Here is a 14,189-nt window from a genome sequence, read left to right as displayed (position 1 = left end):
TGTCAGCTTTTCGGCCGAAATGCTTTAATCACTGCTTCATTGCACTCAAGATAAGGCCCGTTCATCAAATCGATACAATAAGGCACTGCCGGGAACACGGCATCGAGGCACTGACGAATGGCTTTGGGTTTACCTGGCAGGTTGATAATTAAGCTGCTTCCACGTAACCCCGCTGTCTGGCGGGACAAGATGGCGGTTGGCACGTATTTTAGTGACTCAGCGCGCATCAGCTCGCCAAAACCAGGCATCATTCTGTCACATACTGCTTCGGTCGCTTCAGGTGTTACATCACGCTTTGCCGGGCCTGTGCCGCCTGTGGTGACAATTAAGCAGCAGCCGGTTTCGTCCGCCAGCTCACGTAGTGTCTGTTCTATTAGTGGTTGTTCATCAGGGATCAAGCGGTATTCGGCCTGCCAGTCGCTGGTTAAATAATCTTTTAGCGTATCGATAATAGCGTTACCAGAGATATCTTCATAAATACCGGCACTGGCGCGGTCGCTTACTGTAACAATGCCAATTTTGGCCTTTTGTGTAGTCATTCGAAATCCTGCGTCTTGTTGCATCAATCGAACCGACTTACCCACGCCAACACGCCGTAAACCCATCCCTGGGGGCTCGATTATAAACTTCATCCATGAAGTTTATCCTACGGACCAGCTCAGCTGTTCAAATTCGTTCCTGACGAATTTGTCAGCATCCTGGCCTGCAACGGTTAGCTTAGGGTAAGTCGATTCTCAGTTAAGTTTTTCGTCAGCCCCATTTGTTCCGTCACTGACTAACCAGTCGCCATTCCGGCTAAATTTAGCCAGTAACCATTACTGTCAGTTACACTAAGTTGCTGCGGTGCTGCCCCGTTAATATTGGCCTTAAATTTCGCCAGCCAGTCAAAGGTACCTTCGACTTGTGGGCTTAACCGCACTATATCAACTGTATCCGCCATAGTATTGAGTTGGTTCACCAAATTGTAGCGAAAGCCTGATTGGGTCTGAATACCGTTGAGTACAAACACATCTGTGCCATCCTGGCTTTTTACCTCGCGCCCAGCAGGATAATTAATGCAGCATAATTCACATTGATCCTTACTGCGATTTTCTGAGCGGGCAGTGAAGCAGCGGCCGCTCCAGGCCAGCGGCAAGTGGCCAAAGGCAAATACTTCGGTATTGAAACAGCAGCGTATATCAGCAATAACGCTTTGGCTTAGTATTTCTGCAAGCCACTGACCTGACAGTTCTACCGGCATAACCCAGCGGCTAAGTCCCATACTGATAAGCTGACGCAAAGTATGCTGGTTGTAACAATTAATCGCCGCGCCCGCTACGAACGGCAGGTTTTTTTCCTGCAACATACTGATGGCGCCAACATCGTTGGCTTCAACTAAAAATTCACCGTTATCAATGTACTTACGTAACTCCCGTAGTTCGCCGGGCGCTTCATACAAGGTCATAGATGATAAACATACCTGTTTGCCTGCCTCGTGTAAGGTTTTAGCTATTGCGAAATAATCATCAAATTTTAATTCCCGTCGTTTGCTGCATACCGTTTCACCCAGATAAATAATATCAAAATCGCTATCTGCTACCTCTCGGTAAAATTGCAGCATCTGATCTTTGGGCCAAAAATACTGCACAGGGCCAAGTGAAAATTTCATGCTGTTACTTCCATTGCCGGTGATAAGCACCCAGTGTGGTCTGGCTGCCTTCAGAAAGACTGGCAAGCACATGTTGCCAATCTGCCTGTACGCTAAAGTGATCTGGTGCGGCTATTACCGCGTCAATAGCGGCCCGCCATACTTTGGTAATTTGCGCCACATATGCCGGGCTGCGCTGGCGGCCTTCAATTTTCAGCGAGCTAATACCTTCCGCGTATAACTGCGGTAATAAATCCAGCGTGTTTAAACTGGTTGGCTCTTCCAGAGCATGATAGGTATCTGCCCCGACACTAAAACGGCCTTTACATAAGGTGGGGTAGCCAGCGTTCTCACCCGGGCTAAAACGGTCTATCAGAATGCCATTTAAACGCGATTCCAGTATGCCGTCGTTATCCTGCCAGTTTACAAAAGCTGCGGGAGAACAAGCACCGGCAGTGTTGGGCGACTGCCCGGTCATATAAGAGCTTAAGTAACAACGACCCTCAGCCATGATGCATAGGCTACCGAACGCAAACACTTCCAAATCAATGTCGCAACTTCTGGCCAGCGCTCTTACCTGTTGTATTGATAATACACGGGGCAGTACTACCCGGCTGATACCAAACTGACGGTAAAAATTAATCGCAGCGGCATTAGTGGCCGACGCTTGTACAGACAGGTGGCGTTCTATATGCGGGAAGCGTTCAGCAGCATAGGCAAGCATGGCAATATCGGCGAGGATCAGCACATCTGCACCGGCATTAGCTGCTAATTCTACTGCGTGTTGCCAGCGGCGATAGTTATCCGGATGTGCGAAAGTGTTAATGGCAACGTGCAACTTTTTGCCATGTAAATGCACAAAACGCACAGCTTCTTTTAACTTTGCTTCGTCAAAATTTAACCCGGCAAAATGGCGGGCATTCGTGTCGTCTTTTAAGCCGATATATACGGCATCAGCGCCATGTTCTATGGCTGCCTTCAATGCTGGCATGCTTCCAGCTGGGCAAAGCAACTCCATTTTTACCTTTTCGACCTGAGGTTTAGGCGTCGTAGCTACCTCCGACAGGGAATAGCCAACGCGTGTTTACTGTGGTTTTATTATAGAGGCACAGTGAAGCGTAAGGCGCATATATGTTTGATATTAAAAGAGTTAATCACAAGTTGGTAGCGGGTCTACCCACAATGATGCATCGGGTTACCCGTTATGTGCCCGGTAGTGTTCAGGGCAAAATGCTAGAGTGCAGCCTGAACCGCTTTTTTCATAGCGAACTTAAGCAAAACGAGCTGGCGTTCATGGGCAATAAACAGGTGGTTGTTGCTGTGTCTGATATTGGCCTGCAATTTGGTATCAGGCTTAATCGCAACCGATTACAGATAGAACTTAACCCGACACAGCAGGATTTACTGTTAAAAGCTGAGTTTGCCGATTTTATTGCAATGATAAGTAATCAGGTCGACCCGGATACACTTTTTTTCCGCCGCCGTTTACACATGTTAGGTGATACTGAGCTCGGCTTGTACTGCAAAAACCTGCTTGATGCTATAGGCCCGGAGCGTTTACCCGCAGCTTTGTCTCGCAGCCTGACATGGCTGTCACAGCAACAAATGATACAAACACCTTGATAATGGCTATAGATCTATACCCAATGGATTTTAAGATGCACGTAGGCGGCAAGTGAGCGAATCCCCATGAGCTTAGCTGTACTAAGTGATTGGGGTGAGTGAACGCAGCAACAACCGTGCATCTTGAAAGACGAAGGGTATACAGAGGTAATTATGACATCAGTTAGCTGGGACCCGAAGCTCATCAGTAAATACAATATTAATGGCCCACGGTATACGTCTTACCCTACTGCATTGGCGTTAAGCCAAGACTTTGACTGCAAACAAATCTTTCAGACAATACAACAAAGTACGGTTGAACTGAGTTTATATCTGCATATCCCGTTTTGCCATAAGCTGTGTTACTACTGTGGTTGTAATAAAGTGATCACTCGACATCAGCATAAAGCGGACACGTATCTTGATGCGCTGGCAGAAGAGATGGCGCTGTATGCGCCACTGCTGAGTGATAAACGCATTACTCAGTTGCATTTGGGCGGCGGTACACCCACTTTCCTGACAGAAGTGCAACTTAGCCGCCTAATGGCGCTGTTGCACAAATACTTTACCATTAACAGTGATGCTGAAATCAGTATTGAAATTGACCCGCGCAGTTGCAGTGATGAAAAGCTACGGCATTTGCGTACGCTGGGCTTTAACCGCGTTAGCTTCGGTGTGCAGGATTTAGATGAAAAAGTGCAAATTGCCATCAACCGGGTACAGGATACTGATCTTATTCGTCATCAGGTGGCGTTAAGCCGGACCTTGGGTTTTACGTCGATTAACCTTGATCTTATATACGGCCTGCCATTTCAGCATCCGGCCAGCTTCGCACAAACGGTTGATGAAATTATCCGTCTGAACCCGGATCGCATTTCACTGTTTAGCTATGCCCACTTACCAGAACGCTTTGCCGCCCAGCATAAAATTGATAACGCCAGCCTGCCGGATGCCACGTTGAAACTGGAACTGATGCAACTGGCCATAAACTGCTTTGTTGCCGCGGGTTATCAGTTTATCGGTATGGACCATTTTGCCCGGCCCGATGATGCACTGGCTAAAGCGCAACAAGCCGGTAAACTGCAGCGTAACTTCCAGGGTTATACCACCGCAGGGCAGGACGCACTGATTGGCCTGGGCGTATCCAGTATCAGCCAGGTAAGCGGTGTGTTATGGCAAAACGCTAAAGATCTGCCGGCATATTATCAGGCTATCAATACCAACCAGCTACCGGTAGAGCGCGGTTTTAGTCTCAATAGTGACGATAAACTGCGTGCAGCGCTTATCAGCCAGCTCATCTGCCATTTCGAGCTTGATGTCGAGCAGTTTAACCAAAAGTGGCGTATTAACAGCTTCTGGCAATATTTCGCCGAGGCGTTAGCACGCTTACAGCCCTTTATGGAAGATGGTTTGGTTGAAGTATATGCTGAGCGCATTAAAGTGACTGAGAGCGGCAGGCTATGGGTTCGCAGCATCTGTGCCTGTTTTGATGCTTACTTAACTCAGGGACAGCAGCGTTACTCTAAAGTGGTATAGGTGGATTCGGCAGCTTTACGCTGCCTTTTTGTGCCGATTTACTTGCGAGATAATTTCAACAAATTGCATAGAAAAAACAGATAGTTATAGCAGCCGACTCAAGACGCTCTTTCCATAAACTCTTGAATTTCAAAATGCAATTTTTCAAAAAAACTCACTAAAATATCTATGTAATATTCAATGAACTCAGGTTTGATTGTTATGTAGTGTCCTGGTATGCCATTAAAGTAAATAGAATTTTTTATTAATATCACTGATTTATGTTTTTTATCTTCAGGTATCTTGCCACCTGCATGTACGATTAAGTTCCTAATCTGTTGAGTACTCATTACAATTTGACGTTCCTGCTGAACACTCTTTAAATTAAATTTTGCTATTTTACTTAGATATTTCAGTGCGCGAGGGATGCCATGACCATTTTGATCAGTAAGCTTGATTGGGCTGTTCATTGTATAAGCTACGACTTGGCACAGCTCATCTAGGAAATGTTCCAGTGTATTCTGAAGGGTGAGCAAAATTGAATGTCGATGAATTATTTCAAATTCATTAATTCTCGCGAAATCCAATGAAAAGCTTTCACCTATATAGTATTGCTCATCTTCGTCTGCAGCTTTCTGAACAGCATAAATCATTTTGTTATCGATTTTAGACAGCTCGGTTTCCCAAGTTGAGCCAACCAATAAATATGCTTTTTTGACGTGCTCAAGTTTATTTTTTGCATTGTGGCAAAAAGTGCTTAGCCCAGTACAGAAAAAATTCAGTCTATCTACAGATCTATAATCTGGTAGCAATTGCTTGGTTTCCTTAAAAAGATCAGTAAATTGACTTACTTTAAGCTCGCACGAAAGCCCATCTTCTCAAAAAAGTACAATAACACTTTATGTGTGGAATAAGGAACATTTGACAAGAAAGGGAACTAATCCGTACCCAAAGCGCTATTGTCGATACTTAACGAGAGAGTACGTATTTCCCAATTGGCGTAGGGATTTACAGGCGATGTTCCGCTTCGCTAACGATCTGCCAGCTAATTTTCTCACCATCCGCCGTTAGTGTCAGCACATTGTCTTGTCTGGTGTAGGGGTACTGCATGCTTCCGCGATCTTGGATATTAGGGGCAGATTTAAACTAAGCTGACCTTTACAATCCCTCAAAGCGGACGTTTTGCATCACATTTCAGTGATTGATTGCGTGATAGTTGGTGGCCGTTCTAATACAACGCCACTAACTCGCCGGTTTTATCAAAGGTTAGAAAATCAGCAATCATGCCGCCCTGAATTTTCTCTGTCATCATCTTCAGTGGTTGACTAGCTTCGTCGCTGTTTGGCGGAAAGCCACCGCGGCCACCCAGGGCAGAGACGAAAGCAATATCCCAGTCAATGCCGGTGTTTTTGGATTCAAGCACCAGGTTGGAAAAATCGCTGACTTCTTCCGGTAACTTATCGACACATAACACCGGCGCCAGGGCGCCACCGTTGCCTTGCTCAAAATTTTGTTTTTGCGTGTCGGTGTACCCATTTGGCAGTTCTGCCTTGGCGAATACAAATAACAAGCGCTGCGGTTCAGTTTGCTGCTGAGCGGCGATGATGAGATCTGCGTAAGATTCAATATTCATATGAAATACCTTTAAAACGAGGTTTCTTTCATTCGTATCAACCTAGTGTATCAAAGCAGATTGATAGCAGATATTGGCCAAAATGAAGATGGTATCTACCCACAAAGCAGTAGCCACCTTTGCTTGCTTAGTGGTTGGGTGGTTTTTACCTAAAATGGTGGTTATTTTCACCCTGAGACATGCCCATGAAACACCTTATCCGCAATTTGTCACTTCGCCGTAAGCTGATGTTGTTACTCTTGTTACCCGCGATAGCTGCAGTCTTGCTGGCTATGGATCTGTTGTATCTTAACTGGCAGCACGTTCGAACGGCGCAATATGTATCGCAGGCAATTGATACGTCTGTCTCGATGAATAAACTGGTTGCAACTTTGCAGGCTGAAAGGGGCGCAAGTGGTGTGTATCTGGCCAGTGCAGGTGCACGTTTCGCTGATCGTTTACGCCAATTGCGTATGCAAACTGACCTTCACTTGCAAGCTTTTATGGCTTTGCAACAGCCAGAGCTGGTTGCTTTGCAACAACAACTGCAACAACTGCCTGAGCTACGCCATCAAATTGACCAATTTACGTTGAGCAATAGCATCTCAGCTGAGCGCTATACGGCATTAATCACCGCGATGATAACGCAGAATCACCAACTGGAAGCGACGCTGACACAGCAGGACATGGCACGGCAGCTTGCCACGTTAAACCAGCTTATTGAATTGAAAGAGCGGGCAGGGCGGGAACGTGCCATTTTAGGCCTGGTATTTAGCCGGGGCAGCTTCAGTACAGAGTTACTTATCCGCTTTAGTAACAATTTAGGCGCCTACCATGCTTTTAGTGAGAATTTTGTTCGTATGTTACGCCCGCAGCAACAACATGCCTGGCAGCTGATAACGCAGCATAGCAGTTTTGCTGAGGTATCCCGTATACAGCAGCTTGGCTTTACCACCACTCAAGGCGAGCCTCTCAATGTAGATGACGGTCAATGGTTTGATTTAGCCTCCGAACGTTTGGCACAAATGTCGGTTTTTGAAGCTGAACTTAATGCTGATATAGCGTCGGCGGCGGGGCAATTGTACCAGCAATCAAACCGGCAACTTTGGTTGCTATTGGGTGTTATCGCGCTGTTAGGTATCGTGCTTGCAGTGATAGCGATTAAAACAATACGTAGCATTGCTGATGCTGTTTGTAGTGTTGAAAATACCATAGCTGCCCTTGCCGGACGGGATCTGAGCGCCCGCTGTCAGTATAGTGGCGAAGATGAATTTGGCAGCATTGCCGATAGCACCAACAATATGGCGCAGCAGCTGCGACAGGTTATTGTTGAAATAGGTGACGCAACAACGCAAGTCGCGACAGCGGCAGAGCAGTCATCTGCTGTTACATTGCAAACCAGCAAAGGTGTGCAGCAGCAACAACAAGATACCGAAATGGTAGCAACGGCCATGCATGAAATGAATGCTACGGTGCGGGATGTGGCAGCCAGTACATCACAAGCGGCGCAGTTATCTGACAGTGTGCAAGCCGCTGCGATACAGGGGCAAGATCGGTTGCAACAAACTGTTGCACTTATTCAGCGATTGTCGGGGCAGGTTGAAAGTACTGCTAATGTGATTGATAAGGTAAAGCACGACAGTGATGCTATTACCTCAGTGCTGGATGTTATTCGCGGTATTGCCGAGCAAACAAATTTGCTGGCACTTAATGCTGCGATAGAAGCCGCTCGTGCCGGTGAACAAGGCCGTGGTTTTGCAGTCGTTGCTGACGAAGTACGTACCTTGGCGCAGCGTACGGCACAGTCTACCGGCGATATTCAACGAATGATTGAGGGGCTACAGCAGGGAGCACAGCAAGCATCTGATGCGATGGTAGTCAGTCTGGAACAGGCGCAGGAAGGACGGGATAAAGTGGCGGAAACCGGTGATATTCTGGCTTTGCTGTTGCAGGATATTAAAACTATTAATGACAAAAATACTCAGATAGCCTCTGCTGCAGAGCAGCAGGCGGCAGTGACCGAAGAGATAAACCAAAAAATTATCAATATCAGCGATGTCGCAGTGCAAACCTGTGCTGGTGCAGAGCAAACTGCCAGCACCAGCAGTGAATTGGCGCGGTTAGCTGAGCAGTTACAACTGACGGTCGCGCGCTTTAAACTGGCCTGAGCATCAGGCTAGTGTGGCGTTAAACAACGCCGCGATAAGATCAGACTGGGTAATAACACCCACCAGTTGCTGCTGCGCATTTAATATCGGTATATGGTGTAAGCCCTGATCAGACAGCACAGGCACCAGTGCAGCAATATGCTCATGTTCATGCGCCACCGTCAGCTTGCTAACCATGATATCAGCTACATTGCGTTTGTATTGGCTGCTGTGCTTGTTGCGCAGTAATAGCTGATTAACATGGCGCAACAGCCCCCAGTAATGCGGCACTTTCAGGTTTTTCAGAAAGTCGACGGTTGAAATAACACCCAGCAAATGTTGTTTATCATCTACCACAGGTAACATGCTGATTTTGTGTTTGCGAAGCAATTGCCAGGCTGTTGCCACTGCAGTATCCGGTTTTACGGTGATAAGATCGCGCGACATGATATCACCGCAACGTACTTCGCCACTTTTTCGCTGATAAGCATGCAGCTGTGCCTGATGGTACAAGCGCTCAAGATCCTGTTCGCTGATATCAATTACCGTATCAAAACTGTTTAAAGCACTTAACAGATCTTCTGTTTGCAACCCCAACCGGTTTAGTGGTGATTTATCATGATGCAAATGAATGGGGTCATACTGCTGTGAGGGCTTTTGCATGCCATGCTTTAACCAGAATTTTTGCAATAGCAGCGCGACTGCTAACATCACAAAGACGTTAAGTGCTACCGGGTATAGTAAAAAGTCGTAGCCCAAAACGGTGTTTGAAGAAGCAATAACCGGTACCAGTGCGGTAGCACCTCCAGGTGGATGCATGCATTCAAACAGGTACATGACAAACAGCACACAGCCTATGGTCACTGCAGCCGTCAGTGCAAGGTCAGTAAACAGGTGTGAACACAGCAAACCAACGGTGGCAGAAATCAGATGGCCGCCGACAAATGACCAGGGTTTGGCTAGCGGGCTATTGGGTAAACCAAATAACAAGACCGATGATGCCCCCATAGAGGCTAATAACACAGCTGTGCTCGCCATATCGGCTAACTGCATGCTGGTGTAGGTTACAATAAATAAGGCAATAAAAGCTGCCAGTGCAACCTTTAGCCGTTCAGTTAGCGGAATGGCAGATAAGCGCTGGCTGTCGCGTTTAATCAGACCAAGTTGCGCCAATAACATACTAAATAGATTTTTTATCGGGGTTGACAAGAGATAACCACTGGGTGCACCAAAAGAGGGCAAGTATAAGCAGATCGTTTATAAAAAAACACCGCTGAACGGAGCGGTGTTTAGAGTTTCATCTTATAAGTTATCGTTATTGGTTTTCAGGCACATAAATTAAGCTGCCATCATCCAGTTTGAAAAGGTTACATCTCACCCAGGCGTTTGCACCAGTCTTCTATCTGACCTGATTTTAAGCGCTGTTTCGCCAGCTTACGCCAAGATTCACTCAGTGCGTTAATTGTGGCCATCTGTTCTAGCGCCTTTATGCTGCCGTCGGAACCGTAAATGACATCCAACAAGTGCGCTACTGACCAATCCGGATAAGGGCGCTCCAGTAGTGTCATATTAAAGCCAGTTGCAACCATGCCAGGGGTAAGCACCCGGTAATACCAGCCGGTGCGGCGGCTATCTTGTACCATTCTGGCCATGCCCTGCCGGGCAAAACGTAAATTGAGTTTCCAACAGGGTTGTCGTGCCTGTGATACCTCTACAATAGCCTGATCTAATTGCCAGATATCACCAATACAAACATCCTGCTCTGTCAGGGGATCAGTAGTTAAATTTTCACCAAAGCCGCTGCTATTGCGAAAGTCGGGTAAAGAGCCAAGCGTTTGTTGCCAGTACGCATAATGGCTGGCTGGGTAGTGATGCACAGCTTTTTCCGGGCCGCCATGATGCAGCTTATCAGCCTGATAGTCTCCTTCAAAACCATTGAAACCCAACCAGGCTTGCTTCACCGGCTCTTTATGAATGCCGCTCATTACCTCCTCCGTGCCGAGTGGTTGCAAACCTCCTGTTTTAATTGAGACAATTTTTACTGAGGTAATCATCTGTTGTGCATCCTGTTTCACTTCGCCCGGTTAATAAATGTTAGGTGTCTGATTTAGCTTAGTATTTGGCATAAACGGTATCTAAAGTTTAAGCCGCGTTTGGGGGCGGCTTGTGTAAAGAAGTTAGTTGGCTTTGCTTAGCATTGACGAAATACCGCGCATTACCGTGCGGTTAGCATCTTCCATCGCAGTTAGCGCAGACAACGCAGACTCCACATCGCCACTGTGATACAGGCTGACGGCTTTTTTAGCAAAGGCGTGTACTGCCTGATGTGGTCTTTCCAGCTCATCGTAGCCAGGCAGCTTAGCAAACCGTACTTTACCCTCCCCATCGTAATACCACTGACCTAATAAACATTCGGTTTCGTCAGGTAATTGCTCAGCGTTAATTTCAGATATACCAAGAAATACCTTATAAACTGCCATTTTTACGCCCAGTTCCTGTAGATTGGCCATTTCAATGTTAGCTAGCTGTGCTGCCCAGGTAACTCTTTGTTGCATTTGCTGAGCTGATTTTTGCAAGTGTTTCATATCGCTGACGGTGGCCTGACTTTGCTGAGAAAACAGGGCAGATTTTTTCGCGCCGTCATGCATGGTCATGCGTGCTGTTTCCGTTTCGCTTTGAATCGTTTGTACCAAATGGGTGATGTCAGTGGTTGCCCGCCCGGTGCGCTGGGCTAAATTACGTACTTCGTCAGCAACGACTGCAAATCCGCGCCCGGCATCCCCGGCGCGGGCTGCTTCAATAGCCGCATTTAAAGCCAGCAAATTGGTTTGCTCAGCGACTTCACGAATAAGCTCAACAATACTACTGATTTCCGTAGCACGGTGATGCAGGTTCTCAATACTATTGGCAGAGGTTGTGATGGTTTCAAACATTTGCTGTAAGTTTGCGGCCATTTGCTGTAGGGCTGTGCCACTGTGCGAAGAGCGCTCTGATACGTCAGCTACGCAGGCAATTTGTTGTGTCAGGTTAGCGGCCAGTTCGCTAAATGATGTTTGTACGTCATTTAGCGAATCACTGAAAAAAGCAAAGTTGGCTGAAACACCACGCATGGTGGTTAGCTCATCATGAATTTTAGCGGATTCTTGTTGGCGTGTTAGCTCAAACTCTTTGTTTTGTGCAAGTTGAGTTTTTAGCTGTTGGTTCTCATCCATAAGTCGCGTACATGTCTGCTCAAGTTGTTGCAGTTTTAATTTGTCTTTGCCGAAAATCATAGGGATTGCCTCTTTCTCACTGCTGAAGATCGCCATTTACACTAAGCGTCGGCTAAGTATCGTGGTTCAGGTAGAAGACACCGCAGCATAGTGGCGGTGTCTTCAACTAACAGAAATGTTAGTTTATCTGTTGCAGTGGCTGTTCAGCCGCCTTGCTATCAAACACGCCTTTTACTACCTGCCAACTTACTGCTAAGGCGCCGATGATAAAGATCACATCACCTATGGTGCGAACCCAACGCAGTGTGTGCAATATATCGCTTTGCATAAAGGCTTCGCTGCGGGCATACCATAACCCCTCCGTGGCGCTGGCATAAAACTGGATAAAGCCAATCGGTAGCAGGCTGCTGAACAGCATCAGCATCAGACCACCATTCATCCACCAGAATGCCGTTTTCATCAGCTTCTCATCGAACACCAACTGCGGCCGGATATAACGCAGGATAAGCAGGCAGAAACCCAGAGCCAGGAAACCATATACACCGAATAACGCAGCATGCGCATGGGTTGGTGTGGTATTTAAGCCTTGCAGGTAATACAGAGCGATAGGAGGGTTTATCATAAAGCCAAACACCCCGGCACCAAGCATATTCCAAAACGCTACCGCAACGAAAAACAGCAGTGGCCATTTAATATCTGCCATCCACGGTGCTTTGTTTTTTAAGCGCCAGTTTTCCCAGGCTTCATAGCCCAGCACAACAAGCGGTACCACTTCCAGCGCACTAAAGGTAGCGCCTACCGCCATTACCGGTGTGGTGGTGCCGGCAAAATACAGGTGATGGAAGGTCCCCGGAATGCCGCCCAGCATAAATAAAGACGCTGACGCAAGACTGGCACTGGTTGCAACAGTGCGCGACACCAGCCCCATACTATGGAAGATAAAAGCCAGTGATACGGTGGCGAACACCTCAAAGAAGCCTTCTACCCACAGATGTACGACCCACCAGCGCCAGTATTCCATTACCGATAAATGCGTGCGCTCGCCATAGAATAAACCGGCGCCGTAGAATAAACCGACGCAAATAACCGATGCCGCAAATAGTGCCAGCAGGTTTTTATCACCCGGTGCTTTAAAGGCAGGTACCACGGCACGCAGCATCAACACTAACCAGAACAATACGCCAACGTACTTAATAATTTGCCAGAAACGACCAATATCAATGTACTCATAACCCTGATGGCCAAACCAGAAGCTTAGATGTTCAGGCATGATCTGCATGATGGCAAAGTAGTTACCGGCAAAGGAGCCTGCCACCAATACCACCAGTGCCCAAAACAGCACATCGACCCCCAGCTTTTGGAACTTAGGATCTTTACCGCCGTTAATAATCGGGGCTAAAAATAACCCGGCAGCCAGAAAACCGGTGGCTATCCAAAACATGGCAGCCTGAATATGCCAGGTGCGGGCCAGGCTGTAGGGCAACCATTCTGTGGTGTTAAGGCCGTAAAAACCGGCACCTTCTACCGTGTAGTGCGCAGTAAAACCGCCTAAGAATACCTGTAGTGTAAACAATGCCACGACCACCAGAATATATTTACCCAGTGCTTTTTGCGATGGTGTAAGTTTAAGCCTCGCAATCGGGTCCAGCTTCGGAGCCGCTGGTTCTTCCTCATCATGTTTGCGTAAAAATGCCCAGCCCCAAATTAAGCCGCCGACACCAGCAATCAATAAGATGATACTCACCAGAGACCAAATCAGGTTTTCTGCTGTAGGGCGGTTATCAATCAGTGGTTCGTGTGGCCAATTATTGGTATAGGTTGCACCATCAGGCGTACGCTCGGTACTGGCGGCCCAGGCCGTCCAGAAGAAAAACTGTGTTAATTGCTGTCGCCTTTGCAGCGAGGGCAAAGTATTGTTTTTCATGGCGTAATTCGCTCGGGTTTGGCTTAGTGCCATGTCGTCACCAAACAGACTTATATAATGCTCAGCAGTTTGCATTATGGCCTGCACTCTGCGATCGCTAAGTGTCAAGGTGTCAGTGGTTTTATCGTAGCTGTTCGTGCGATACGCCTGCTTTAACGCAAATTGCAGCGCGTTTTGCTGACTGGCAGTTAACGACGCATAGCGGGTGCCAAACTCATCCTGTGCAGCCAAATCCAACCAAGCCATCAACTCGCGATGCAGCCAGTCAGCGGTCCAATCCGGAGCCTGATAAGCTCCGTGCCCCCAGATTGAACCTAATTGCATACCGCCAACCGACTGCCACGCTGTTTGGCCGTTTAAAATGCTGTCTTTTGTCATCAGCACTTTACCTTGCTGGTCGACTACCTTTGCCGGGATCGGCGGCGCCGAGCGGTACACTTCGGCTCCGAAGTAACCCAGTACTGAGAAAGTGATGGCTAAAATGCAGATTAGCAGCCACCAGAGTTTACGATATCCGGCCATAATGCCCCCTAATGTTATTGTTTGTGCG

At 47.3% G+C, this 14,189-nt stretch carries 12 protein-coding genes; 3 read left to right on the top strand and 9 right to left on the bottom strand.

The features are described from left to right. Positions 1-2 precede the first annotated feature (2 nt). The 3 genes from mog to ubiU all read right to left on the bottom strand — a co-directional run bounded on the left by mog (position 3) and on the right by ubiU (position 2,645). Positions 3-539 carry a molybdopterin adenylyltransferase gene (gene mog / locus LHL18_RS04530; protein WP_226765943.1) on the bottom strand — a complete coding sequence of 179 codons (537 nt, stop codon included), beginning with the start codon at positions 537-539 and terminating at the stop codon, positions 3-5. Positions 540-775: 236 nt separating this feature from the next. Next, positions 776-1,648 (bottom strand): U32 family peptidase, encoded by an 873-nt coding sequence (locus LHL18_RS04525; protein ID WP_226765942.1) that lies wholly within the window; start codon positions 1,646-1,648, stop codon positions 776-778. Positions 1,649-1,652: 4 nt separating this feature from the next. Further along, a complete protein-coding gene (gene ubiU, locus LHL18_RS04520; RefSeq protein WP_226765941.1) occupies positions 1,653-2,645 on the bottom strand; it encodes a ubiquinone anaerobic biosynthesis protein UbiU in 993 nt (330 codons plus the stop codon). 113 nt (positions 2,646-2,758) lie between these two features. Between ubiU and ubiT the strand changes: the two genes are divergently transcribed. Both ubiT and hemN read left to right on the top strand, forming a co-directional pair. Then, positions 2,759-3,250 carry a ubiquinone anaerobic biosynthesis accessory factor UbiT gene (ubiT, locus tag LHL18_RS04515; protein WP_226765940.1) on the top strand — a complete coding sequence of 164 codons (492 nt, stop codon included), beginning with the start codon at positions 2,759-2,761 and terminating at the stop codon, positions 3,248-3,250. Between the two features lie 153 nt (positions 3,251-3,403). Further along, positions 3,404-4,765: an oxygen-independent coproporphyrinogen III oxidase gene (gene hemN / locus LHL18_RS04510; protein WP_226765939.1), complete on the top strand. Its 1,362-nt coding sequence runs from the start codon at positions 3,404-3,406 to the stop codon at positions 4,763-4,765. Between the two features lie 98 nt (positions 4,766-4,863). Here hemN and LHL18_RS04505 read toward each other — a convergent pair whose 3' ends face one another. Both LHL18_RS04505 and LHL18_RS04500 read right to left on the bottom strand, forming a co-directional pair. Further along, on the bottom strand, positions 4,864-5,556 hold the full coding sequence (locus LHL18_RS04505; protein WP_226765938.1) for a hypothetical protein: 693 nt from the start codon (positions 5,554-5,556) through the stop codon (positions 4,864-4,866). Positions 5,557-5,972: 416 nt separating this feature from the next. Beyond that, positions 5,973-6,377: a ribonucleotide reductase subunit alpha gene (locus tag LHL18_RS04500; protein ID WP_226765937.1), complete on the bottom strand. Its 405-nt coding sequence runs from the start codon at positions 6,375-6,377 to the stop codon at positions 5,973-5,975. A gap of 185 nt (positions 6,378-6,562) precedes the next feature. Here LHL18_RS04500 and LHL18_RS04495 point away from each other — a divergent pair, with 185 nt between their 5' ends. After that, complete coding sequence (locus tag LHL18_RS04495) at positions 6,563-8,524, top strand: methyl-accepting chemotaxis protein (protein WP_226765936.1); 1,962 nt, start codon at positions 6,563-6,565, stop codon at positions 8,522-8,524. A 3-nt stretch (positions 8,525-8,527) separates the two neighbouring features. Here the strand turns inward: LHL18_RS04495 and LHL18_RS04490 are convergent, their stop codons facing one another. From LHL18_RS04490 to LHL18_RS04470, 4 genes are all read right to left on the bottom strand, one after another. Next, positions 8,528-9,682, bottom strand: a complete 1,155-nt coding sequence (locus LHL18_RS04490) for an HPP family protein (RefSeq protein ID WP_226765935.1) — start codon at positions 9,680-9,682, stop codon at positions 8,528-8,530. Between the two features lie 188 nt (positions 9,683-9,870). After that, complete coding sequence (locus LHL18_RS04485; protein ID WP_226765934.1) at positions 9,871-10,488, bottom strand: MOSC domain-containing protein; 618 nt, start codon at positions 10,486-10,488, stop codon at positions 9,871-9,873. Between the two features lie 192 nt (positions 10,489-10,680). Beyond that, entirely contained in the window at positions 10,681-11,811 is a 1,131-nt protein-coding gene (locus tag LHL18_RS19755; RefSeq protein WP_319004160.1) for a methyl-accepting chemotaxis protein, read from the bottom strand. An 82-nt stretch (positions 11,812-11,893) separates the two neighbouring features. Continuing rightward, positions 11,894-14,161: a nitric-oxide reductase large subunit gene (locus tag LHL18_RS04470; protein ID WP_226765933.1), complete on the bottom strand. Its 2,268-nt coding sequence runs from the start codon at positions 14,159-14,161 to the stop codon at positions 11,894-11,896. Positions 14,162-14,189: the final 28 nt, after the last annotated feature.

The organism is Rheinheimera aquimaris (assembly GCF_020531985.1).
Lineage (GTDB): Bacteria > Pseudomonadota > Gammaproteobacteria > Enterobacterales > Alteromonadaceae > Alishewanella > Alishewanella aquimaris.
Note: the sequence above shows the minus strand (reverse complement) of the source record. Positions and strands in the feature narration are given on the sequence as shown.